This is a genomic window from Shewanella sp. MSW, from assembly GCF_007636515.1.
GTDB lineage: Bacteria > Pseudomonadota > Gammaproteobacteria > Enterobacterales > Shewanellaceae > Shewanella > Shewanella indica.
The window spans coordinates 186,910-210,291 of the sequence record NZ_LVDR01000003.1; the positions used below are offsets into that span (position 1 = coordinate 186,910).

Annotated in this window: 26 protein-coding genes; 8 read left to right on the top strand and 18 right to left on the bottom strand. The window is 52.2% G+C overall.

Features of this window, described 5'->3' with window-relative positions; all coding sequences use genetic code 11:
* Nucleotides 1–45: 45 nt before the first annotated feature.
* The 6 genes from AYI96_RS04065 to zapE form a co-directional block, all read right to left on the bottom strand.
* Nucleotides 46–666, bottom strand: coding sequence for a tetratricopeptide repeat protein (locus tag AYI96_RS04065; RefSeq protein ID WP_039034469.1), 621 nt, complete (start codon nt 664–666; stop codon nt 46–48).
* A gap of 113 nt (nt 667–779) precedes the next feature.
* A complete protein-coding gene (locus tag AYI96_RS04070; RefSeq protein WP_071476840.1) occupies nt 780–2,075 on the bottom strand; it encodes an adenylosuccinate synthase in 1,296 nt (431 codons plus the stop codon).
* Nucleotides 2,076–2,140: 65 nt separating this feature from the next.
* Nucleotides 2,141–2,329 (bottom strand): DUF2065 domain-containing protein, encoded by a 189-nt coding sequence (locus AYI96_RS04075; protein WP_039034467.1) that lies wholly within the window; start codon nt 2,327–2,329, stop codon nt 2,141–2,143.
* 112 nt (nt 2,330–2,441) lie between these two features.
* The gene (rpsI, locus tag AYI96_RS04080) at nt 2,442–2,834 is read right to left on the bottom strand and encodes a 30S ribosomal protein S9 (protein ID WP_025009335.1); all 393 of its coding nucleotides are present in this window, start codon (nt 2,832–2,834) and stop codon (nt 2,442–2,444) included.
* 14 nt (nt 2,835–2,848) lie between these two features.
* A complete protein-coding gene (rplM, locus tag AYI96_RS04085; protein ID WP_025009334.1) occupies nt 2,849–3,277 on the bottom strand; it encodes a 50S ribosomal protein L13 in 429 nt (142 codons plus the stop codon).
* Between the two features lie 298 nt (nt 3,278–3,575).
* A complete protein-coding gene (zapE, locus tag AYI96_RS04090) occupies nt 3,576–4,670 on the bottom strand; it encodes a cell division protein ZapE (RefSeq protein ID WP_101095635.1) in 1,095 nt (364 codons plus the stop codon).
* Between the two features lie 215 nt (nt 4,671–4,885).
* Here zapE and AYI96_RS04095 point away from each other — a divergent pair, with 215 nt between their 5' ends.
* From AYI96_RS04095 to degS, 3 genes are all read left to right on the top strand, one after another.
* The gene (locus tag AYI96_RS04095; RefSeq protein WP_052248117.1) at nt 4,886–5,239 is read left to right on the top strand and encodes a ZapG family protein; all 354 of its coding nucleotides are present in this window, start codon (nt 4,886–4,888) and stop codon (nt 5,237–5,239) included.
* A 144-nt stretch (nt 5,240–5,383) separates the two neighbouring features.
* Nucleotides 5,384–6,739, top strand: a complete 1,356-nt coding sequence (degQ, locus tag AYI96_RS04100) for a Do family serine endopeptidase DegQ (RefSeq protein WP_039034465.1) — start codon at nt 5,384–5,386, stop codon at nt 6,737–6,739.
* Nucleotides 6,740–6,888: 149 nt separating this feature from the next.
* The gene (degS, locus tag AYI96_RS04105; protein WP_039034464.1) at nt 6,889–7,971 is read left to right on the top strand and encodes an outer membrane-stress sensor serine endopeptidase DegS; all 1,083 of its coding nucleotides are present in this window, start codon (nt 6,889–6,891) and stop codon (nt 7,969–7,971) included.
* Nucleotides 7,972–8,047: 76 nt separating this feature from the next.
* On the opposite strand, the gene rraB is transcribed toward degS, so the two are convergent.
* The 6 genes from rraB to AYI96_RS04135 all read right to left on the bottom strand — a co-directional run bounded on the left by rraB (nt 8,048) and on the right by AYI96_RS04135 (nt 12,588).
* Nucleotides 8,048–8,437, bottom strand: a complete 390-nt coding sequence (gene rraB, locus AYI96_RS04110) for a ribonuclease E inhibitor RraB (protein ID WP_144361043.1) — start codon at nt 8,435–8,437, stop codon at nt 8,048–8,050.
* Nucleotides 8,438–8,467: 30 nt separating this feature from the next.
* On the bottom strand, nt 8,468–9,211 hold the full coding sequence (locus AYI96_RS04115) for a 1-acylglycerol-3-phosphate O-acyltransferase (RefSeq protein WP_039034463.1): 744 nt from the start codon (nt 9,209–9,211) through the stop codon (nt 8,468–8,470).
* Nucleotides 9,212–9,360: 149 nt separating this feature from the next.
* Nucleotides 9,361–10,122: a metal ABC transporter permease gene (locus AYI96_RS04120; protein WP_144361044.1), complete on the bottom strand. Its 762-nt coding sequence runs from the start codon at nt 10,120–10,122 to the stop codon at nt 9,361–9,363.
* A 2-nt stretch (nt 10,123–10,124) separates the two neighbouring features.
* Nucleotides 10,125–11,033 carry a metal ABC transporter solute-binding protein, Zn/Mn family gene (locus AYI96_RS04125; RefSeq protein ID WP_144361045.1) on the bottom strand — a complete coding sequence of 303 codons (909 nt, stop codon included), beginning with the start codon at nt 11,031–11,033 and terminating at the stop codon, nt 10,125–10,127.
* Complete coding sequence (locus tag AYI96_RS04130) at nt 11,017–12,216, bottom strand: hypothetical protein (RefSeq protein ID WP_144361046.1); 1,200 nt, start codon at nt 12,214–12,216, stop codon at nt 11,017–11,019. The genes AYI96_RS04125 and AYI96_RS04130 overlap by 17 nt, the downstream gene beginning before the upstream one ends.
* An 81-nt stretch (nt 12,217–12,297) precedes the next feature.
* The gene (locus tag AYI96_RS04135; RefSeq protein ID WP_226684205.1) at nt 12,298–12,588 is read right to left on the bottom strand and encodes a DUF2946 domain-containing protein; all 291 of its coding nucleotides are present in this window, start codon (nt 12,586–12,588) and stop codon (nt 12,298–12,300) included.
* Between the two features lie 245 nt (nt 12,589–12,833).
* On the opposite strand from AYI96_RS04135, the gene AYI96_RS20455 reads away from it, so the two are divergent.
* Complete coding sequence (locus AYI96_RS20455; protein ID WP_039034459.1) at nt 12,834–12,959, top strand: hypothetical protein; 126 nt, start codon at nt 12,834–12,836, stop codon at nt 12,957–12,959.
* Between the two features lie 4 nt (nt 12,960–12,963).
* Here AYI96_RS20455 and AYI96_RS04140 read toward each other — a convergent pair whose 3' ends face one another.
* Nucleotides 12,964–13,299, bottom strand: a complete 336-nt coding sequence (locus AYI96_RS04140) for a hypothetical protein (protein ID WP_144361047.1) — start codon at nt 13,297–13,299, stop codon at nt 12,964–12,966.
* Between the two features lie 181 nt (nt 13,300–13,480).
* Between AYI96_RS04140 and AYI96_RS04145 the strand changes: the two genes are divergently transcribed.
* On the top strand, nt 13,481–15,100 hold the full coding sequence (locus AYI96_RS04145; protein ID WP_144361048.1) for a mechanosensitive ion channel family protein: 1,620 nt from the start codon (nt 13,481–13,483) through the stop codon (nt 15,098–15,100).
* Nucleotides 15,101–15,157: 57 nt separating this feature from the next.
* On the opposite strand, the gene AYI96_RS04150 is transcribed toward AYI96_RS04145, so the two are convergent.
* Together AYI96_RS04150 and AYI96_RS04155 are read right to left on the bottom strand one after the other, a co-directional pair.
* Nucleotides 15,158–16,864 carry a formate--tetrahydrofolate ligase gene (locus AYI96_RS04150; protein WP_144361049.1) on the bottom strand — a complete coding sequence of 569 codons (1,707 nt, stop codon included), beginning with the start codon at nt 16,862–16,864 and terminating at the stop codon, nt 15,158–15,160.
* Nucleotides 16,865–17,097: 233 nt separating this feature from the next.
* Nucleotides 17,098–17,931 carry a MaoC/PaaZ C-terminal domain-containing protein gene (locus AYI96_RS04155; protein ID WP_071476860.1) on the bottom strand — a complete coding sequence of 278 codons (834 nt, stop codon included), beginning with the start codon at nt 17,929–17,931 and terminating at the stop codon, nt 17,098–17,100.
* A 198-nt stretch (nt 17,932–18,129) separates the two neighbouring features.
* On the opposite strand from AYI96_RS04155, the gene AYI96_RS04160 reads away from it, so the two are divergent.
* Nucleotides 18,130–18,924 carry a methyltransferase domain-containing protein gene (locus tag AYI96_RS04160; RefSeq protein WP_144361050.1) on the top strand — a complete coding sequence of 265 codons (795 nt, stop codon included), beginning with the start codon at nt 18,130–18,132 and terminating at the stop codon, nt 18,922–18,924.
* Here AYI96_RS04160 and AYI96_RS04165 read toward each other — a convergent pair.
* Both AYI96_RS04165 and AYI96_RS04170 read right to left on the bottom strand, forming a co-directional pair.
* On the bottom strand, nt 18,885–19,520 hold the full coding sequence (locus AYI96_RS04165; protein WP_144361051.1) for a chemoreceptor glutamine deamidase CheD: 636 nt from the start codon (nt 19,518–19,520) through the stop codon (nt 18,885–18,887). The genes AYI96_RS04160 and AYI96_RS04165 overlap by 40 nt on opposite strands.
* A 45-nt stretch (nt 19,521–19,565) precedes the next feature.
* The gene (locus AYI96_RS04170; protein WP_039034454.1) at nt 19,566–20,453 is read right to left on the bottom strand and encodes a TraB/GumN family protein; all 888 of its coding nucleotides are present in this window, start codon (nt 20,451–20,453) and stop codon (nt 19,566–19,568) included.
* Nucleotides 20,454–20,500: 47 nt separating this feature from the next.
* Here AYI96_RS04170 and AYI96_RS04175 point away from each other — a divergent pair, with 47 nt between their 5' ends.
* Both AYI96_RS04175 and AYI96_RS04180 read left to right on the top strand, forming a co-directional pair.
* Entirely contained in the window at nt 20,501–20,812 is a 312-nt protein-coding gene (locus AYI96_RS04175; RefSeq protein ID WP_039034453.1) for a hypothetical protein, read from the top strand.
* A 118-nt stretch (nt 20,813–20,930) separates the two neighbouring features.
* On the top strand, nt 20,931–22,664 hold the full coding sequence (locus tag AYI96_RS04180) for a GGDEF domain-containing protein (protein WP_405130412.1): 1,734 nt from the start codon (nt 20,931–20,933) through the stop codon (nt 22,662–22,664).
* Here AYI96_RS04180 and AYI96_RS04185 read toward each other — a convergent pair.
* A complete protein-coding gene (locus tag AYI96_RS04185; protein ID WP_039034451.1) occupies nt 22,661–23,185 on the bottom strand; it encodes a DUF3016 domain-containing protein in 525 nt (174 codons plus the stop codon). The genes AYI96_RS04180 and AYI96_RS04185 overlap by 4 nt on opposite strands.
* Between the last annotated feature and the right edge of the window lie 197 nt (nt 23,186–23,382).

Sequence of the window (23,382 nt, forward strand, 5' to 3'; positions counted from 1 at the left end):
TCAATTTCCAATTTCTTCGTTGTCGCATCCAATGCGACAAGCTAATTAACGGCTTTGCAGATGTTCATTTTTGGCCTTCTCCACCTGACTGGCGGGCATTTTAGCCGCTAACAGCTGCAATAATCTTTTGGCGTCTTGCTGGGTCTGTTCATCGCTGAACACCTGGTTGTAGAGCCAGTGATACCCCAAGACATAATCCCTTGGGCTGCCATACCCCTTGGCAAACAGCTCGACCAGCATCATCCTGGCCGGCAAGTCACCGTTGGCGGCAGCGGGTAACAGGTACTGTACCGAACGTTCTTTGTCCTGAAGTACAAACTTGCCATCTTTATAATACTCGGCAATGCGCACCATGGCTTCGGCACTGCCCTGCTCGGCGGCATCCCTGAGCAGCGATATTCCTCTGGGTGGATTGGCCTTGACGCAGATGCCGAAATTAAGCATTTCACCCCAGAGGTACTGGTACAACGGCTGCTTGAGCACTTCGGCGCGCGCCTCAATATCCTGCACCAGCTGACAGTCATCGGCTTTGACCCGGGTCAGGTATTGCTTGCTGCGAATAAGCTCCAGCAGTTCTTCCTGGCTGTAGATATCCACGGCCTTGGTTTCTACGGCCAACACATTGGCACTGGTTACTAACAAGAGTAATAGGGCTATACGCAACATAAGCTGTCCTGATGACAAATAGACTGTCTTTTCATCGGCAGTATAACCCAATTCTTAAGGGCAAACAGTGTAAGCCCCATAAACGAAAAAGGCCGCTTAGGCGGCCTTTTTACTTAACTGAATGGATTCACCAGAATCATGGTCTCATTCCGGTCTGGCCCGGTTGAGATGATATCGACAGGTGTTTCCAGCAGTTCTTCAATCCGCTTGATATAATTGATTGCTGCCTGTGGCAGTTGCTCCAGTGAAGTGGCACCAAAGGTGGTTTCACTCCAGCCTGGCATGGTTTCATACACAGGAGTAACGTGCTCATAGCCTTCTGCTGCCAGCGGAGTCACATTGGACACAGTACCGTCTGGATGCTGATAGCCTACGCAGAGCTTCACTTCTTTCAAGCCGTCCAAAACGTCGAGCTTGGTCAGGCAGAAACCACTGATGCTGTTGATCTGAACCGCGCGGCGCATAGCCACTATGTCCAACCAACCCGGACGACGCTTACGACCGGTTGTCGCACCAAATTCCTGGCCCTTGGTTCCCAAGTGATCGCCGATTTCACATTCCAGTTCAGTCGGGAATGGGCCGGCACCCACACGGGTGGTATAAGCCTTGATGATGCCGCAGACATAGTCCAGATGACGAGGGCCGAATCCAGAACCAGTTGCCACACCACCCGCGGTAGTGTTGGAAGAGGTTACAAATGGATAAGTACCGTGGTCAATATCCAGCAATGTGCCCTGAGCGCCTTCAAACAGTATGTTGTCGCCATTCTTGCGGGCTTGATCCAGCAATTCGGTGACATCCACACACAGACCTTTCAAATAGTCTGCCAGAGCCAACGCTTCATCCAGAGTCTGCTGGTAATCAACGGCTTCGCACTTATAGTACTCTGTCAGCATAAAGTTGTGATAGGCCATCACTTCTTTCAGCTTCTCGGCAAATAGCTGCGGATTGAAGAGATCCCCTACGCGCAGACCGCGACGGGAAATTTTATCTTCATAAGCCGGGCCTATGCCGCGTCCTGTAGTACCGATAGCCTTATTGCCACGCGCTTTTTCGCGAGCGATATCCAGCGCACAGTGGAAAGGAAGGATCAGAGGACAAGCTTCAGAGATAAGTAGGCGTTCCTCTACCGGAATACCTTTATCTTTCAGCATGCCGATCTCTTTCATCAGAGCATCGGGCGCCAAAACCACGCCGTTGCCGATAATGCACTTGACGTTATCGCGCAGAATGCCTGAGGGGATCAGATGAAGAACGGTTTTTTCACCATCGATAACCAGAGTATGACCAGCGTTGTGGCCACCTTGGTAACGGACTACGAATTTTGCCTGTTCGGTCAGAAGGTCGACAATCTTACCTTTTCCCTCGTCACCCCATTGAGTGCCGAGAACAACTACATTTTTGCCCATTGTTTGCTGCAAGGTTGCGGTTAAAGCAGGATTCTAACAGATATTGGCATGGAAGGGGCAAGTATTTATGAAAAAATAATCAATATGACGATTCCTGCAACAACCAGGACGCCGCCCAGGCGTTGCATGATGGCGGTCGGTTGGGAAGCCACTTCCAGCAGATAACGACGCCAGCGGTTGGGGAACAATAAGGGTCCAAGGCCTTCAAGTATCAATACCAAACCCAAGGCTATCAACAACAATTGCCAACTCATGATTTTCTCCCTTTATGCCACAAGTGCCCAAAGTATACAGGGCTGTCAGAGATAAATCTCAACCATAAAAAAACCCAGCATACGCTGGGTTTTTGGTATCTCGAAAGCGATATTAACGCTTGGAGAACTGTGGCTTACGACGTGCTTTACGCAGACCCACTTTCTTACGTTCAACCTTACGAGCATCGCGGGTTACATAACCAGCAGAACGTAAAGTAGGACGCAGAGCTTCGTCCAGCTCCATCAGAGCACGGGTGATACCGTGACGGATAGCGCCAGCTTGGCCAGTGATACCACCGCCCTTAACAGTTACATAGATGTCCAGTTTTTCAGTCATTTCAACCAGCTCAAGTGGTTGACGAACAACCATACGAGCGGTTTCACGACCAAAGTAAACATCCAGAGGACGTTGGTTAACAACGATGTTGCCACTACCTGCTTTAGCGAATACGCGAGCAGTTGAAGTTTTGCGACGGCCAGTGCCGTAGTACTGAGTTGCAGCCATTTGCTTAATCCCGTTTAGATATCAAGAACTTGAGGTTGTTGTGCAGCGTGGTTGTGCTCTGCGCCAGCGTAAACTTTCAGCTTACGGAACATGGCACGACCCAGGGGGCCTTTTGGCAACATACCCTTGACTGCTTTCTCGATGATCATTTCTGGCTTGTGAGCTTGCAGCTTCTCGAAGCTGATTTGCTTGATGCCACCTGGGAAGCCTGAGTGCGAGTAGTACGTCTTGCCTGCAGCCTTGTTACCGGTCACAGTTACTTTCTCGGCGTTGATCACGATGATGTAATCACCGGTATCTACGTGAGGAGTGTACTCAGCCTTGTGCTTGCCACGCAGACGCAGAGCGATTTCAGTGGCGATACGACCCAGGGTCTTACCTTCGGCATCAACAACGTACCAGTCACGAGCTACAGTTTCTGGCTTAGCAGTAAAAGTCTTCATTATTACAAAAACCCAAAGTTAAATTCTGTCACATGCTACCTGCGGATGCAGATAACACAAAAACGCCTTTCTCTGCCCCTTCGAGCAAAGAAACTGGCTTTTAAATCCGCCCAATCGGCGGAGTAACGTGGGCAGGTGGCGGATTATAGTCAAAGCTGAACTAAAAATCACCTGCTTTTTAATATCTCGCCTTAAAAGACGATCTTTTTCAAGCTGTTAGCACTTTGCCGCCATCCAAGGCTTATTGAGTATGGCTATTTGATTGAATTTCCCGCATCTAAGCGGATTTTCCCTTTAGCTATGGCAGATGTTCCAGCGCCAGATAATCCCGGGACTGCATCTCAATCAGGCGGGAGCGGCAACGGCGGAACTCGAAACTCAATTGCCCATCAGTGTAAATCTGCTCGAGCGGCACCTCGGCTGAGATGATAAGTTTCACATGCCGTTCATAGAACTCATCCACCAACGCCAGGAAACGACGGGCGATATCATCCCCTGTCTGTTGGGCGCCCATCTGTTCCAGGCCGCTGAGCAGCACAGTATGAAACAGTTGCGCCAGTTCCATATAGTCCCGCTGACTGCGCGGTCCATCGCACAGGGCTCTAAAGTCAGCCAGCAAAACACCTTGGGCTTGTTTGCGGATCACTATGCTGCGTCCATCGATTTCCAGCGGCGTTTCAGAGACTTCCGACTCGGGCGCCAGTTGGGTGAAATAACGTTGTAGGTTGGATTCGGCCGTTTCATCGAGTGGATGATGGTAGATCTCAGCCTGCTCCAGAGTTCGCAGTCTGTAGTCGATTCCTGAATCGACATTCAGCACCTGGCAGTTGGCCTTGATCTCGGCGATAGCCGGTAAAAATCTGGCCCGCTGCAAACCGTTTTTATAAAGATCATCCGGTACTATGTTGGAGGTGGCCACCAAGACCACGCCCTCCTTGAACAGGGCTTCGAACAGAGTGCCCAGTAACATGGCATCCGTGATGTCCGAAACAAAGAACTCATCGAAACAGATCACTCTATATTTCGCTGCCATCTGTTTGGCTATCACCAATAGAGGATCCCTGGTTCCCTTGAGCGCGTCCAGCTCCTGATGAATTCTGTGCATAAAGCGATGAAAATGCGCCCTTAGTTTCTGCTCACCCGGCAGGGCATCAAAAAAGGTGTCCATGAGGTAGGTCTTGCCGCGCCCAACACCGCCCCAGAGGTAAAGCCCCTGAACCTTGCTGTTTTTTTCCCGGCTGAACCAATTGCGCCATCCGGACTTTTGCGGCCTTTGCAGCTCATCATAAACACGCTGCAATGCCTTTACCGCTTGCTCCTGCGCCGGGTCATGGCTGAAATCTTCACGGGTGAGATCTTGTTGGTAATGCTGCCAAGGGGTTAACTGCGACACTTGAATTCTTCTCTTTTAACCTTATTTGATGGGTACTAGGGAAGATGCGAACAAGTCCCACAAGGACTTGTTCGCATCTTCCCTAGCCCAACTCAAGCAACAGAGTCGGGGCGGCAAATGGTATCATGAGACCCACTCTCGGGGTATATTTTGCCTATTATCCCTATGGGATCGGGCAAAAACTTAAGACACAAAGACAAACTTAAGGAGTCGATATGGAATGGCCACTGGTGTTTGCGGCTTTCATTCTGGGGTTAATACTGGGTTATATCGGCAAGACCTTGGTCAGCCGCGGACTCAGCAAGAGTAGTAAAAGTGTGGCTATTGAACGCAGCAAGATGGAGTTGAGCCAACACAAACAGGAAGTCAGTGATCATCTGGCTGAACAGAGAGCACTGCTGGGACAACTGACAGAGCAAATCAATCGCCTTAATCAGCACTGGAATCAGGGCAGCCAAAGATTAGCCAAAGAGGAGCAGCTGGCCCCTTTGCCATTTATGCAAACCAGTATCAGTGACCTTGATGACAAGAGTGACGCCGTACTCTCGCCGGAAAGCATTAAAAATTAATCTTTATTAATGAAGGATGAACTTTTTAAACAAGATTAAAGTCGGATTAATTACCGAACGCTCGTAAAAGAGCCTTTAAGATTCAGCCACCTTGGTGGCAAACAGTACATGGTTATTTGATCCCGTATTAGGAGCAATGCATAGATGAAGACCAAGTTATCTCTTGTTTCCGCCGCCCTGCTTGGAGCCACACTGACACTGGCTCCTGTGGTTTCCCAGGCCGCTCTACCTCAAGCTGTTGCCGGCCAAACCATGCCGAGCCTGGCCCCCATGTTGGAGCAAACTACTCCAGCAGTTGTCTCTGTCGCCGTTTCCGGCACTCAGGTTTCCCGCCAACGGGTACCGGATATCTTCCGCTACTTCTTTGGCCCCAATGCCCCTCAGGAGCAAGTACAGGAGCGCCCCTTCCGCGGCCTGGGCTCCGGTGTCATCATAGATGCCGATAAGGGCTACATAGTCACCAACAACCATGTGATTGATGGCGCCGATGATATTCAAATAGGTCTACACGACGGCCGTGAAATAAAGGCCAAGTTGATAGGTAAAGATAAAGACGCCGATATCGCTCTGCTGCAGATTGAAGCCGACAACCTCACGGCAATCAAGTCCGCCGACTCGGATGACTTAAGAGTCGGTGACTTTGCCGTAGCCATAGGTAACCCCTTCGGTCTTGGGCAAACCGTCACCTCAGGTATCGTCAGTGCTCTGGGGCGCACCGGCCTTGGCATAGAGATGCTGGAAAACTTTATTCAAACCGATGCCGCCATCAACAGCGGTAACTCAGGCGGCGCCTTGGTTAACCTGCGCGGCGAGCTTATCGGTATCAATACCGCTATTGTGGCTCCCGGCGGCGGTAACGTAGGTATCGGTTTCGCGATACCGGCCAACATGGTTCACAGCCTGGTGGATCAGATAATCGAACACGGCGAAGTGCGCCGCGGCGTGCTGGGGGTTATGGGTCGTGATCTGGATAATGAACTGGCTCAAGGCTTCGGTCTCGAGACCCAGCACGGTGGCTTTGTCAGCGAAGTAATGGAAGGCAGCGCCGCCGACAAGGCAGGCATCAAGGCCGGCGATATTATCGTCAGCATCAATGGGCGCAAGATCAAGAGCTTCCAAGAACTGCGGGCCAAGATTGGCACCATGGGTGCCGGTAGTAAAATAGAGCTTGGCCTGATACGTGATGGTGATGACAAGACAGTCAAAGTTACCCTGGGCGAAGCCAGCCAGGTGAAAGAAACTGCGGCCGGTGCTGTTCATCCGATGTTGGCCGGTGCCACACTGGAGAACAGCAAGAAAGGTATCGAAATCACCGATATCGCCCAGAACTCTCCAGCGGCCATGAGTGGCTTACAAAAAGGTGACCTGATTATTGGGGTTAACCGCACCAAGACCACCACCCTAAAAGCGCTGAAAGAGGAGCTTAAAGAGCAGCAAGGCGCGGTGGCGCTGAAGATAGTCAGGGGCAATAGCAACCTGTATCTGATCCTCAGAGGTTAACAGCCATCCTGAAAAAGCGGGGTGCTCCCCGCTTTTTTTATTTCCGGCGCCCAATTCAGGGCAAAATTAACTTCCCGAGCCTTGACTATTGTTCGCAATAGCAAGAAACATGCTAATCTAACGAGCCTTTTTTAATATTCAGCAATGTCATCACAATGAAAGAAACCCTGATCTATATCTGCAAAGCAGTGGTCTTTGGCCTGGTAATGGCGGCAGTCTTTCTGCTGGTCAGCCGTTTTATGGGCGAAGGCAATCTTGGTGGCAACCTGTTGCAGTTCAGGGGAAACAGTGGTGCAGAGCTGTCCTTTGCCAAAGCGGTACGCCGCGCCGCGCCTGCAGTGGTGAACATCTACAGCCTGAGCATCAACCAAAGCCGCCCCCTTAACGGCGGTTCGCTGCAGGGCTTGGGCTCAGGCGTTATCATGCGCAAAGAAGGCTACATTCTCACCAACTATCATGTAGTCAAGAAGGCCGATGAGATTGTAGTGGCATTACAGGACGGCCGAAAATTCGGTGCCGAAGTGGTCGGTCAGGATCCGGAAACCGACCTGGCCGTGCTGGAGATCCAAGGCGAAAATCTGCCCGTGGTGCCGCTTAACCTCAACAGTCCTCCTCAGGTGGGCGATGTGGTGCTGGCCATAGGTAACCCCTATAACCTGGGACAAACCATCACTCAGGGGATCATCAGTGCCACCGGCCGTAATGGCCTGAGTACAGGCTACCTGGACTTTCTGCAAACCGACGCCGCCATCAACGCCGGTAACTCGGGCGGCGCCTTGATTGATACCCATGGGGGGCTCATAGGCATTAATACTGCCGCCTTCCAGATAGGTGGTGAAGGGGGGGGCCATGGCATCAACTTCGCCATTCCCATCAAGCTGGCCTACGCCGTCATGGGCAAACTGATCAAGGATGGCCGGGTTATTCGCGGTGCCTTGGGGATCTCGGGTGAAGACGTCAGCCCGGTTGTGGCCCAAATACTCAACTTGCCGGATCTTCGCGGCGTAGTTGTGACCGGCATAGAACCTAATGGCCCGGCAGCGCTGGCTGGCTTGAGACCCAGAGATGTAATCACTCAGTATCAGGGTGAAGACGTTACCCGCATCTATATGCTGATGGACAGGATTGCCGAGACCCCCCCCGGTACCAAGGTCACCCTGCAGGTGATCCGCGCCGGTAAACAGATAGAACTTCCGGTTGTCATTGGCGAAAAGCCGGTAGACTACAACTGAAAATCAATCTGCCGGTAAAGGTGGCAGAAACAAAAACACCGGGTCAAGAACCCGGTGTTTTTATTGGTAACAGGACTTAGTCCTGCTCTTCGTCGCCTTCATCTTCCAGCTCGTCACCTATGTAATAGGTGCCCCAGCCGTCATAGTCGACCTTGTGCTTGACCGCAAGCTGCAGCAATTGCTCACAGGCCTTATCCAGAAGCTCGGCTTCCAGTTGATGATAGGCTATAGCGTCAAAGCAGAAAATCAGACTACCGTCATCCAGTTCCACCTCTTCAGCATCGTTAACCTCAAAGCCCAATTTAAAGGCATCGACTGCGGCTTTTTCCAGACGGTCAAAGTTAGTGGACGAAAAATGGTGCTCTATGGTGTATTCAGCATCGGCCTCAGAACCGTCATCCAGCAAGGACTGAATAATGTCACGGTTTTCCTGCTTCTGTGCCTGCAACAGACGTTCAATGGACATGCTTGTCTCCGAAAAATAGGTCAGAGGGTATTATACGATATCCGCGGGCACAGTTTTACCCATAAGTGCTGCCGCCTCGGCATTCAGTTGTTTGAGCTTACTGGCCATGGTGGCATGGATCTTATCGGACAACTCTTTGACATTAGCCTTACTCAAGCCTTGGGTTGCCACCGGCTCCATCATCTCAATAATCACCACACCATTGTTCCAGCGGTTGAGCTTAATATGGCATTGATTGGAAGCCAGCACAGGCACCATAGGCACTCCGGCGGCTATAGCGGTATGAAATGCTCCAGCCTTAAAGGGCAACAGGCCGCGACCGCGACTACGGGTACCCTCAGGAAAGATCCACACAGAAAGGCATTTCTCTTTGATCTTGCGCGCCGTTTCGGCCATGGTTTCAAAGGCGCGGGCACGGTTCTTGCGATCGATGAGAATATTACCCGAAAGCCAATAAAGCTGACCAAATAGCGGCATCCACAACAGACTTTTCTTCCCCAGGCTGACAGTGCCCTTGGGAACCGCAGCAGTATGGGTAAACATATCGAAATTATTTTGGTGATTCGCCAGGAAGATACAGGGCTCACCCGGTTTGGTTTTGCCTGCTCGCACTATAACTTTAACACCCAATATGGGCGCTACCGCCGAAAAAAGTCGGGCAAACAGGTGTACATTATCTCTGTGTCTCGGGCGTAAAATGCAAAAAATGCCACCAAAAACAAAGGCCAGCAACAAGAGCACTGCCAGCAGCAGAGAACGGACTATCAACAGCATAAATTTACTCCGCTTATGCAACGGCGGACAGTATAGCTACAGGCCTGCTGCGGCTCAATCTTTTGTTTACATCTGTGCGCTGATTTTTAACAGCAAAAAAAATGCGGCCGCCGGGCCGCATTTTGAGGCTTGTTCTCAGTTTCCTGAACTCAGTGACGATCGCTGAAACTTAACAGTATACGAAACAGCAGAGCGCTCAGTGCCAGAGTTGCCACTATAGCGGCCCCACTAGGCAGGTCATAACTCGCCGAGGCCCACAGACCGGCGACATAACCCAATACTCCGACCAGATAGGCCCAGCCAAGTGCGAAACGGCCGCTGTATTTATTCAACGCCAGTGCCGGCAGAATCAAGGTGCTGAACACCAGATAGACACCCACCAGCTCCACAGACAGGGTTATCACCAGGGCAAACAGGGGATAAAACACGGCGCCATTGAGCAAAGACGGGCGCCACAGCAATAGCCCCAACACCAGAGTATAAACCAGAGCCGGCAAGATCAGTTGTGGCCAGTTGACCCAAAGGATCTGCCCCGACATCAGTTGCTTGAGCAGCTCGGCACCATGGGGGTCGTTGGAGAGCAACAACATGGCAGCCACTGCAGCCAACACGTAGAAGCAGCCGATCATGGCCTCCAGCTCAGAGGCCATTTTACGTGATAACCAGGCTATGATTCCGGCCCCGGCCAGGGCAAACAATGCCGGCATCCATACATGAGAATAAGGGATCTCCTCCAAATCATGATTAAGATGCGCCACTATCGCCCCCAGTGCCGCGACTTGGGCAATCGCCAGATCGATAAAGATGATCCCGCGCTTCAACACCTGGCGCCCCAATACCACATGGGTTGAAAGCACCAGCAGGCCGGCCGCAAAGGCCGGCAGGAGTATGCTGAACAGTCCGCTGTCCATAATCAATTCACACTCTTGAGCAGCGAGATGGCGCTATCATACAGGCTGAAAAGATCCTGGCTCTGGGCGTTACCACCGACCGACATGGGCAATACCAATACCGGCAGCTTGGCTCTTTCACCCAACCAGTTGGCGCCACGTTCATCCTGATAGGATGCCACTACCACGGCACTGACATCCCCTTGCCCTGCCCGCTCAAGCAGCGAAGCCAAATGTGAACTACTGGGAGGCAACCCGGGCTTGGGCTCAAGATCCGCGACCTGAGAAACTCCCAACCAGTTGAACAGATAGCGGAAACTGGTGTGATAGGCGATAACCTTCTTGCCCTTGAGTGATGCCGCTTCGGCTTCCCAGTTGGGAATAGCCTGCTGCCAACGCTCGCTGAATGCCTTGAGCGCAGCCTCATAGTCGGCTTTTCCTTGAGGATCCAGGGCCACCAGCTTGGCGCTCAGCGCCTTGGCGATATCCAGCATCCGATAAGGGTCAAAGTGCAGATGCGGATTCCCCTTGGCGTGCACATCCCCCATACTGCGGTCGACCGAATCCAGCTTATCCAGGGTCTCAACCTGATCGGCTGCAAAAAACAGCCCCTGATCCGTAGAGCGCACCTTGGCGTTGGAAGATTTCATCTGCAGCATAGGCAACCAACCGATTTCCAGATCCGCACCGGCGCAGACCGCCAGATCAGCCTGGCGCATCTTGGCGATTAAACTGGGCCGCGCCTGCACCTGGTGAGGATCCTGCAAGGCGGTTGTGGCCGAATAGATGTTCGCATCCGGCGCCAAGCTCTTGGCCAACGCGGCATATTCAGGTTCACAGGCAAAAATATTCAGGCTGGCCTGAGCCTGCCAACTGGCCACCAGAGTCAAAGCGGCCGTGGCCAGGCCGACAAATTTAGAATTGATGCGCACCGTGGGCCCCCAGAGTCATAACGTATTGCAGAGTGATAACATTGTCGTCTTCGATACCGTCGAAATTAGTGCCACGCTGATTGGTGTACTGCAGTCTTACGGTAGAGAAATGGCTGTGATGCCAGGCCAGGCTAACTTCGGTTTCTTTCAGCTTCTGACCGTGGAAATGATCGTCGTGGGCCTGCTGGGTATCCAGCTCACCGTAACGGATCCCGGTAGACCAGCTGGGGCTCCATTGGTAGACACCGCTCAGATACCAGCCCTGATGGTAATCTTTCGGCTCAGCATGGGCGTGTTCATCCTCGTGATGCTCATGCTCGGCCTCGGCAACGAAATCTGCCACCCGGAAATACTCACCACTCACAGTCAGATGCTGATACTTGTAGTTGCCGTTGGGCGCCCACTTGTAAACAAAGTCGGCAATATAGGTATTTTCCCCCGTATAAGCAGCACCATGACTGTGACCTTCGTGGCCGTGATCATGCTCCTCTTCCTCACCCGCGTGCTCTTCAAAAGGGGTCATGCGGCCATTTTCATTGCGCAGATATGACAGTCCCAACTGCCAGGAACTGTCTGCCCCTATATCACCACCTATCTTGGTGTAAGCGGTGTAGACACCCACATCCTCGAACTCGCGCTCGCCGTGTTCATCCTCGGCACGCATCTTGTCGCCCTTGAAGGCCTCCAGCCCCATGACCCAGTAAAGATCAGTCGGCGCCACATAGTTCAAGCGGATACCATCATCGAAGTAGTGATTGCCCAAGAATGCACGGTAAGCCGCCGGTCGGTCGGTAAAGGCGTCTGTGTGGGGATGCTGGTTATTGAGATAGCCCACGTCAGACAGGAAACGACCGGCACGCACCGCAAACCCTGCCGGCATCGCCAAAGTTTGAATAAAAGCCTCTTCCAGCTCCACTTCGGTATCACCATCATGGTTTTCTATGATGGTGGTGACTTTTCCATAGAACATATCGTCAATATTGGCGCTGAGCGCCAGTTCGGTTTCCCCCAGACCAAAACCTTCCTGACGCTCGGCCAAGGGACGATCCGCCGTTTGATAATAGCCATCCAAAACCGCACTGATCGCCGGATTGGTCAGCGTAGGGTCCTGGGCCATTGCACAGGTGGAAGCCAAGCCACAGGCCAAGGCCAGAGGCGAAATACGAGTTGAAAAAACAGTCATTTTAGCTCCTGAAATACAGCAGTCATCGCACCGCAATTCCATGCGGTCGATAGCAAAATTTAAATAGAGGTTTCTTTAAATTCAGGCTGTGACAGGGGGAGCACGACTGTTGAACAGGCGAACGTGGGGCGCCTGCCAGGAAGGAGCCGTAAGATTGACTCTGATATAGGATTGTTTGACAGCATCCAGATGCAGCCCAGTGCCGGGCATGACCTTATTCAGCTGATGCTGATGAAAACAGAGAGTACAGTGGGTCTTATGACCCTCTTGGAGATGGGAGATGCTGTGGGCCGAAGCAGCCACAGACAAGAGCACCAATATGGCGGCAAGCCATATGGCAATAGTGCTTCTTGTGCGAACAGCGATATCCAAACCTAACATCCCCCAGATAGATCCGGCGCTAGTGTAAGCCAGCCTGCCCCGAGGTTGCAACAAGGTTAACAGGGCGAAGCTGAAACTAAAAGTTACAAGATATGTAACGGCGCAGAGGTTTCGGCGCAAATCACAGGCCGGGCGGAGATTAAGTTCTGCTTAAGCTCTGCCGGTTAAGGTTTACCCTATACTCTTTGTGCTCGCACGGACCCGTCCATGAGAGCAGCCTAACCAAAGGAAAAGCTATGTTGGCATTTCTCAAAAATAACCTGGGGATTATCCTGTTTGCCATTCTGTTTTGCGGCGCTATTTTGGGCGGCATCTATTACGTAGAAACCTCCCTGGCCAATCAGGTACAGGTGATAGAATAAGCCGTTAGCGGTACTTCTGCCGCTGCGCCGAATCATCCTCTTCAACTTTAACCGGCGCTTCAACCGTGTGCAGATGATCCATCAGGTGGCTGATCAGCAAGACGATCAGCCCAAGGATTGCGACAGGTATCCCGAAGTGTCTGGTCTCTGGTACCAACCAGGCACAAATAGCCGCAGCCACCCCCAGATAAAAACCCGCCAGTTTCAATTTCAATAACCAAGGCGTCTTTCCAAGCCAGGCCTCGCAATGAGGACACTGGATCTGCGCAGAAAAGCCGCTGCCCCGCTGCTGGGCTATCTGAGAAACATTAAAGGTTTTATTGCAATTGGAGCATAACACTCGGGCGTTCTCCGGCGAGTTCAACAAAGGGGCGCTATTCTAGCAAAGCTGGCGTCCGCCTTATATCTCCCATGTGCGAAAAACCACAAATCCATGCGCTTTTTAGGCACCATGGAAATTTTCGTGTCATATTTATTAACTCCAACACCTCAGAAAAACAGATAAAAATCGGACTAAAAACATGGTTAGATCTCTCTTGCTCCTGTTGTGTTTAACTCTTTCCTGGCAATCCTTTGCATCTGAACCTGAACCGCTCGCCACCGAGCAGTTCACTTTGATACAGCAAACTATAAGACAAAATATCCAACAGCTTCGCACTGCCAAGGGCGAACTCAAGGCAGTGACTGAGTTTAGGATCAAGGCACTGACTCTGGCACAGCGAAATAAACTCAAAGAGAGCATAGATGCCATTGGCGACAAGAATGCAGCCCCTCAGGCCCTGATGAACGTTCTGCCGCACCTGCAAACGCAGCGGCAACTCCTGCAGCAGATGGTGCAATATCTCGACAAGGAGATAGTGTCGCTGCAGGGCAAGCTCGGCAAAGGGGAAGATCAACAGCTGATGCTTGAGATCTCCCGCCGCAGCCTGGAAAAGGATGAAATTCAAAAAGGCTTGCTGGAACTGCTCAATTGGTCAGAACAACTGGGGCAGGATGTCAGCCAGGCGAAAGAATCACTCAAGCAACGTCTTATCGTCAGAGCCGGGTTGCTGGAGAGCCTGGTGAGCTATAACCAGCAGCAGTTGGCCGTGCAAATGGCCGAAAATGCGCTGGCGGGCAAAGATGTCAGCAGCGAGCAGAGCAAGACCTTGACCCTGCTGAAAGAGCGACTGGAAAACAACAGCAGCAGCCTGAGCGCAGTGATAAGCATGCTGGATAAGTTGGATGTGGATACCAGCGATCTGAAAAAGACCCTGTTTGCCATCTCGGGGGATATCACCCAGGATGTACTCAATATCGATGTTGTCTCCAGCCTGGCGGGACAATGGTTTGAAATCGCCAAGGCGCAGTTGGTTGAAGGCGGGCCGGATATACTGTTCAAGATATTTATCTTTTTGTTTATCTTGCTACTTACCGTCTTGCTGGCCAAACTGACCAAGCGAATCGTTGCCAAGGCGGTCAGTAACTCCAAGCTCAAGTTCAGCAAGCTGCTGCAAGACTTCTTCACCTCGCTTTCGGGCAAGGTCATCTTCACTTTGGGCTTGTTGATCGCCTTGTCACAGCTGGGATTCGAACTCGGGCCTCTACTGGCTGGTTTCGGTATTGCCGGGGTGATTATCGGTTTTGCGCTGCAAGATACCCTATCCAACTTCGCCTCAGGAATGATGATCCTCATCTATCGACCCTTCGATGTGGGAGATCTGATCCATGCCGCCGGAGTCACTGGCCGAGTCAGCCATATGAGCCTGGTTTCAACGACCATCAAGACCCTGGACAACCAACGACTGATTGTTCCCAACAACAAAATTTGGGGCGATACCATTAACAATATCACCGCCGAGCATCACAGACGGGTAGATATGACCTTCGGCATCAGTTACAGCGACAATATCGAACAGGCCGAAGCCGTGCTGGAGCAACTGGTACAAGAGCATCCCAAGGTACTGAAACACCCTGAGCCCACGGTTAAACTGCACCTATTGGGTGAATCCTCGGTGGACTTTGTGGTGCGCCCCTGGGTCAGGCCGGAAGACTATTGGGAAGTTTACTGGGACATCACCCGGGCGGTGAAGATGCGCTTCGACGAGGAAGGGATCAGCATTCCATTCCCGCAGCGGGACGTACACTTCTATCGCGGTTAAATCGGCGCGGCAGTCTCCAATACAACAAAGGGCGCATCTGCGCCCTTTGTTGTCGAATTAAAGCCCTATCACTTCACCCTGCTCATTAATATCGATATGCAGATAGCCGGGGTTCAAACCCAGCCCAGGCATTGTCATCACCTTGCCCACCAAAGCGGTGACAAAACCGGCTCCGGCATTGAGCCTAAGCTCAGTAATAGGCAAAGTAAAACCGCTGGGCGCCCCCTTGAGTTTGGGATCGTGACTGATAGACATAGGCGTCTTAGCCATACACACAGGCAACTTGTCTGCGCCAAGGCGCTGGATCTCGGCAAGTTGCTCACGGGCCTTGGCCGACAACTCAACCCCGGCAGCGCCATAACCAAGCTCGGCCAGAGTTGCCAGACTGGCCTCGAGTCCAAGCGAAGGGTCATAGAGAGGCTTGAAGCCATCACCCTTACCTATGGCTGCCAATACCGACTCGGCCAGAGCCTTGGCGCCATCAGCACCGAGGGCAAAAGCCTCACTGAGTTCGCAAGCATCGGCACCCTCGGTGAGGCAGGCCTGTCTCAACCACTCAAGCTCCTGCTCGGTATCTTCGGGAAAACGGTTGATAGCCACCACCACAGGTGTGCCGTAACGGCGCACATTGGCCAGGTGCCAGGCCAGATTGACAAAGCCCTGCTCCAGAGCCTGCTGGTTAGGCCGGCTTACTGCCTCGCCCTTGAGTCCTGCGTTACTCTTAAGTGCTCTCAAGGTCGCCACCAAGACGGTGCAATCAGGCTGACGTCCGGAAACAGGTGCCTTAATATTACAAAACTTTTCAAAGCCCATATCCGAGCCAAAGCCGCCTTCAGTGACCACATAATCGCTGAGTTTCAGCGCCATCTCATCGGCAATAATAGAGGAGTTGCCGTGGGCGATATTGGCAAAGGGTCCGGTGTGGATAAGACAAGGGGCACCGTTGAGAGTCTGCATCAGTGTCGGCTCCAACGCCTGACGCAAAATAGCGCACATGGCACCGGCAACCCCGAGCCGCTCGGCGGTAATCGCCTGTCCAGCGGTGTCGAGCGCCAGCAACACCTGACCAACACGGCGGCGCATATCGGCAAGATCGCGACTCAGGGCCAAAATCGCCATCAGCTCCGAGGCGGCGGTGATATCAAAGCCAGACTCATGCTCCGGGCCATTGTTATTTCCCAGCCCTATCTGAATCTGCCGTAGGCTACGATCATTGTGATCCATCACCCTGTGCCAAAAGAGCTTTTCCGGATCGATATTGAGCGCATCCAAGCCACTGCGACGGCTGAATTCTGCTGCCCCGAGGCGCTGCTCATGATGCAACCTGGCATCCAGCGCAGCGGCGGCCAGGTTATGGGCGCTGGTAATGGCGTGAATGTCCCCGGTAAGATACAGATTCAGTTCTTCCATCGGCACTATCTGGGCATAACCACCGCCGGCAGCCCCACCCTTGACGCCAAAGACCGGCCCCATGCTGGGCTGGCGCAAACAGGCGCAGACCTTGTGCTCGAGCGCATGCAGGGCCTGGGTCAAACCTATGCTGGTCACCGTCTTGCCTTCACCGTGTGACGTAGGCGTTATCGCAGTCACCAGAATCAGCTTACCGGGCAGATAGTCATAGACTCGTTCGAGCAACGACAGCGGGATTTTTGCCTTGTGGTCGCCGTAACAGCTGAACTCACCGGGACGCAACCCCAGCTCAGTAGCGATATGCTCAATGGGACGCCTCGGCGTCATTCTAGAGATCTCTATGTCCTTCAACATTCAGTAAAACTCCCACAAGGGCCAAAGCAAATAGATCAAAGGACCCGCATACTAGGCCATTCCGGCTTCAAGCTAAAGTCGGAGCGCTCTTTATTCAGCAATACCTTAATCTGAGTCAAGAAATCTCTGGCCGGAATTGGCCGAAAAACAGTTTCCGAACGGAAGGAAAATAGCGAGCGCAGGAATAATAGAGCCAAACAGGGGGCCAAGGTGGAAAACCAGGGCCCGACAGCTCAGAGCAGGGAGAGCTCACCACAAAGGTGTGGCCTACGCCCCTTTTGATCCCTGAGTTCAAACTTATAGCCCTGCTCCATGGCCTCGGCGCAGAAGCAGACACTGGCCGGCATAAACAGCGGCAACTTGAACGCCACGTCAATGACACAGGGTTTATTGCCCAGCTCAGGCATCAACTGAGCTACGCAGCGGGCCTTGGACCACATGCCGTGAGCCAGCACCCGGTCGAAACCAAAACGCTTGGAAAGCAGGGGATGCAGATGGATCAGGTTATAGTCACCCGAGGCTCTGGCATAACGCCGCCCCAAATCGTCACCCAACTCCCAGACACTGGGGTTTTCCCACAGAATATCCCCGGCTTTGGGTGGCCTTGCCCTGCGCCCCGGCTTATCTATGCGATACAGATAAGTCGATAGGGATTCCCACACCAGCTCTCCGGCCACAGTCACCCTGGAGATAAGGTCAAACTCCAGGCCGGAATCTGTCTCTCGGCTATCAGTAAGGCGACAGTCGATATCGAAACGCTCATCCACAGTAACACTGCGAAACTGACTGATACGATTACGCAGGTGGATCATTCCCAGCAGAGGAAAAGTGATAGCGTCATGGGTAAAGATCACCGCATGCAACCTGAAGGCCATCACGTACAGATAGGTAGGCGGCAGAGTTTTGCCATCAAACTCGAAGCCACACACCTGAGCGTAGTCGGCCACCTTGCCGGGCTCCAAAGCCACGCCGGGAGTATTAACGCTGATACGAGGTAAAGGCTGGTTGTCCCAGCCAGGCTTTCGCCCGAAAAAAATCTTGCGATACAGCGAAAACAACGAAGGCATTGTTCGCAGTTCGACACTGAATTCCATAACCAAAAAGCCCACCTTGAGTATTCCAAGCCGAGCATTATACCTCATCCCTGCCGTTTTCGGAGCTATCTATGATTTTGCGATCTGTCCGCCATAAGCGCTTGGCTCTGATGCCAAGGGCTGCGGCTTGTGAGACACTATATGCCTTCAAGTCATGCAGAACCCTCCAAAGTGCAAGATCAGAACTTTGACAAGCTGGCGCAAAAGTTCGCCAACAATATTTATGGAACCCCTAAAGGACAGATCAGAGCCGCGGTGCTCTGGCGCGATCTGCAGGAACAGTTACCCTATTTTGCCGGCCGTAAACTCAGAGTACTGGATGCCGGTGGCGGTTTCGGTTTTTTCAGTCAGAAACTGGCGGCTATGGGGCATGAGGTGGTGCTGTGCGATATCTCATCGGCCATGCTGGAACAAGCCCGGGAACAGATAGCCGCCTCGGCCGCCCCCTTGGATATTCAACTGCTGCACTGCGCTATCCAGGAGCTGAACGTAACGGAACTGGGCCTGTTCGACCTTATTCTCTGCCATGCGGTTGCCGAATGGTTGCATGATGCCAAAGGTACGCTGGCGGGCTTGCTGTCACTTTTGAAAGATGACGGCCTGTTTTCACTGATGTTTTTCAATAAGGAAGCGATGCGCTTTCACGCCCTGGTGTCAGGTAATCTCGACTATGTGGCTGCCGATCTGCAAACCCGCAAAAAAGTCCGCCTCAGCCCGAAACATCCGCTGCAAATAGCTGACGTACAAGCTTGGTTTAAGGAGTGGCAACTGGAGTTGAGGTGTGAATCCGGGGTAAGAGTCATCCATGACTATCTTAAAAAGAGCTTGCCGGATAATTTCGACTTCCAGCAACTACTTGAGATGGAGCTGAAATACTCACGCCAGCAACCCTATCTGTCTCTGGGCCGTTACGTGCATTTCATTGCTCACAAGGCATCCGGGCCGAATAACTCGATTGAAGGTTGATCTTTGCTATCCACTATCTGATCCAGATAACGGTTCTCTTCCGGCACCAGCTGTGCCAGACGTTCGGGATCCATGTGCTTGAGCAAGACCTTGCCGCTGTTGGGGTGAAACATCACCTTGCGCGGCCAAGGGCCGCCCAAATCCTCCGCCTGCAAAGGGATCTGCTCAAGTTTGAGATAACGCAGTACAAAATCTATGTTGGACTGGCCGACATTCAGCACACTGTTTTGGCCCATTCTGGCACCGCCAAAAATCTTGGCCTGTAATCTATGTCGCTGACCGCCGACACAGAGTATGGCGTTGACCAACTGCTCCATGGCCCAGTTGCCGTAACGACAGCTGTAACTGGTCAGTTGCTGCCAATCTTCGTGAAGTTTGCGCTCGGGTAACAGAAAGTGATTCAAGCCACCTATGCCGAGTACGGGATCCCAGATACAAGCCGCCACACAGGAACCCAAACGGGTAAAAATGTACTCATCGGCACCTGTAATATAAAAACCGCCGGGGTCGACCCTGGCAACCACCTTGCCAAAACGTTGATCCCACTGGCGAACTGTTCCTTCAAACCCCTTGTACGCATCGCTAATGCCTTGCATCTCAACTCCCTGTGTTCAAGCACAGCAAGTATAGACCTCAGCGCCTCAGTTTGCCTCGCCGGGCGGTATATCACAGCTTTGCTGCCAGCAGTTACGACTGTCGACTCCGGCTTTATGCAGATACTCGAGTAGGCTCCTTTTGCCGGCCAGATGCCCGGCACCGACGGCCACAAATAGTGGCGCCTGATTGGAACCCATCAGACTCAACAGACGCTCGGCCATGCCTTGGTTACGCTGCCACAGCAGTTTTTCCAGCAATACGTTTTCTCCTTCGGTGGACAGCTGATGCAGCATCAATTCGGCCAAAGCTTTTTCATTCCCGCTGCGCCAGGCCGTGATCAGCGCCTGGATCTCCCTATCTTCACCGCGAATGCTCTCCCTAACCATATTCCACTGGTACTCCAGCGCCAGCGAGTCCAGCAGTGCCAACTGCATTTCTGTACTTTCCAGCTCTAACACAGGTTTGCCACCTACCCCATCCAACAGATACTGCTCAACACCCAGGCTGGGTTGATAACCCAGCTCCACGAAGCGTTGCATACTGATCTGTACCGACTGCAACCAGGGGGACATCATAGCCAATTGCCGACATAAAGGTTTACCGCCACAGTATCCCTGCAGCAGCGTCTGAGTTTCCTCATCCGGTGTTGCAGCCTTCAAGCCATACTGCTGCAGCAATTGCTGCGCCGCAGGATCGCGAATATCGGCTTCCAACACCAGAGCACCGGCATTGTGATAGGCCTGCTCTATCTGGTTTGGCAGTGGATAAAAATCAGCCTTGCCGACATGCACTGAGCCCATGAGAAAAGCCGTCTTACCGGCAAACTCCAACTGGTAGAAGGGTGGTGTATCACCATCTTTTGCTTGGGCCCAACCACTTAAAAGTAAGCCACATCCGAAGAAGAACCACAGCAGTCGACTTGTTGCGCGCATCCCTGTTCCTTATAATTTCAGCCAAAGTTCATCAGTTAGAGGCTGTTATGCCATACACCAAGGTCATTGAGCAACTGAAAGCCAATCTGCAGACCGCTTACCGCCAGGCTGTCGATGCCGATAATCGTCTGGATCAGCTGCAACAAGCCGGTCATGGAAAGTTTTCTGCCGTATTCACTCAAGAGCAAGGCTTTACCACATGCAGTAACCGCTTCCTCCCCTATGTACAGGAGTTGGCACAGGCGGTAGCGGATCTTGAAGCCGAAACGGCACCCACCCCGGAACAGCTGGAAGCCCTACTGCCGAAACTGGCAGTCTTGTTGCAAACGCTGCAACAATTTAAACAGCAGAGTAAATAGCAAGAGTTCAATCAGTTGAATCAATAATATGAGCCGGGTCAAGCCCGGCTTTGTCATCTTAGTGTCACTTGCAACACCTAGACTCTATTCGATTTGGGGCCTTGTAAGGTATTGCAGTTTGATGGCCATAGACAGAATAGCTGAACTCGGAAGTGTGTTGGATAACGAGGATGTCACCGCACTGTTTCAGCCGATTATCAACATAGACAGCAACAGTATTCATGGTTTTGAAGCCTTAAGCCGCGGCCCCATAGGCAGCAGCGTTCACTCTCCATTTCATCTGTTCAGTGCTGCCGAACGCCTGGGGCGCCTCTCCGAGCTGGAAACCTTGTGTCGCCGGGTATCCATAGCCCAATTTCAGCAAAAACAACTGCCTGGCAAGCTTTTTATCAATATCTCACCCAAGGCGCTGCTGGATCCAACCCATCCCAAGGGGCAAACACTCAAGCTCTTGCAACAGTTCGGCATAGCGCCATCCAATGTGGTCATAGAGCTGTCGGAACAATACCCTGCCGATGACATAGATCAGCTCAAAGCCTGCCTTAATCACTATCGCAATCAGGGGTTTTTGACCGCTCTCGACGACTTGGGTGCCGGTTATTCTGGCCTGCGTCTATGGTCAGAACTCTCCCCCGACTATGTCAAAATTGATCGCCACTTTATTCACCAAATAGACAAGTTTCCGGTAAAACAGGAGTTTGTCCGCTCCATCATAGAGCTTTGCCAAAGCCTGACCTGTAAAGTCATCGCCGAGGGTATAGAGACTGAAGCCGAGCTGACGATACTGCGCCAGCTCGGGATCACTTATTGTCAGGGCTTCTTACTCGGCAGACCCGAGGCGCAGCCGGATAGACAACTGCAAACCCGCTATCTCACCATTCGTCAGCAGGAGCAACCTAGATACAACGAGGCGGCGGAGAGCCTGTGCCATCAGGCACAAACCTGCCCCTCCGAGACTGAGCTCAAGCAGTTGAGCGAACGCTTTCTCTCCCAGCCGGAGCTTCAGTGCATTGTGGTGCTGGAGCATAAACGTCCCTTGGGACTGGTCTATCGCCATCGGCTGATGGAGCTATTTTCCCGTCCCTATGGCCGCGCCTTGCATGAACACCAGGCGGTGACTGAACTCATGGACAGAGACGTGCTTCTGGTCGATGCGGCCACACCTCTGTCATTGGTAAGCCAAAAACTTACCGCCAAGCCTGGCTCCGAAATAGCGCAGGAATTCATTATCCTGCGTCAAGGTGAGTTTATCGGTCTTGGTCACACCCGCGAGCTGCTGCAGCGCATTACTGAACATAGAATACAGATGGCGCGCCACGCCAACCCGTTAACTGAATTGCCCGGGAATGTACCCATTCAGGAAGAGCTGCAACGGCTGCGCAAACTACGACAGCATTTCTATCTGGCCTATTTTGATCTATGCCATTTCAAGCCTTATAACGACATCTATGGCTTCAGTCGTGGTGATGAAGTGATAAGGGCCGTAGCCGACCTGCTCAGACAATATGGTAAAGCGCAGTTTATCGGCCACGTGGGTGGCGATGATTTTGTGATGATAGGCACAGAGCCAAAACTACTCGGGGTTTGCCAGCAGATATTGGCCGAGTTTGAGCAGAGTAAAAGGCAATTCTTCAGTGATGAACATTGGCAAAGACAGCGCTTATTTGCCAAGGACAGACAAGAGCAGGAATGCTTTCAACCGCTATTGCGCCTCAGCGTCGGAATACTGCCACCGCCATTGAGTCTGGATGCCAACGAACATGAATTATCCCGCCTGTGTGCGCTGGCGAAAAAGCAGGCCAAGCACACCCCCCAAGGGCTGTGCTTGCTGGATATGCCGAAAACGGCTTAGAGTTTTGGCTTGAGTGTTTTCTGGAACCAGTCTTTCAGCATTCTTTCTTCATAGCGGAAGCTGTCGCTGTTGATTCTGTCCACATGGTCGAGAAACTGCATATCGGTCAGCTTTTCATCGCCGGCAATGACTACCTGATCGCCTTCCAACAAGCGATAACTGAAGCTTATTTTTGGTGGATAAACGTTCTTGACTACACGTATATCGTTGGCAGTAGCACCAAAGGTAGGCCGCACATCACCGGCCAAATCCACGTCTGTGACCGTCAGCTCCAGCTTTTGGTTGTCTTTTAGAGAAGATGAAACGTCTTTATCCAGAGTCTTGGTCAAGGTATCGAACAGACGTTTTTCATAACGGGATTGCAGCTCGCTGGCAGACTTGATATCCCGAAAATCCTTAGGTGACTGCCACTCAATTTTGACCTTACCCGACTCGGTAACCGGGTTTTCATCGACCTTGTCGGCCGCCAGCACCGAGCCAGAGGCCAGGGCACTTACAAGTAACAGATGTCTGATTTTCATCTCAGCCTCCTTTGGGAGCGATTGTCAGTATGCTTTTGCTTCAAACTCAGAGTATAAAATTTAACCTGAATCCGGGCTTAACGCAAAACTAATATGCGAATAGTGTCGTGCTATAAGTAGCTATTTTAATGTGATATTTTTCGTAATACATCATCCAGGAAGATTAACTTGAGTATCAATTTGTAGCCGCAGCAACA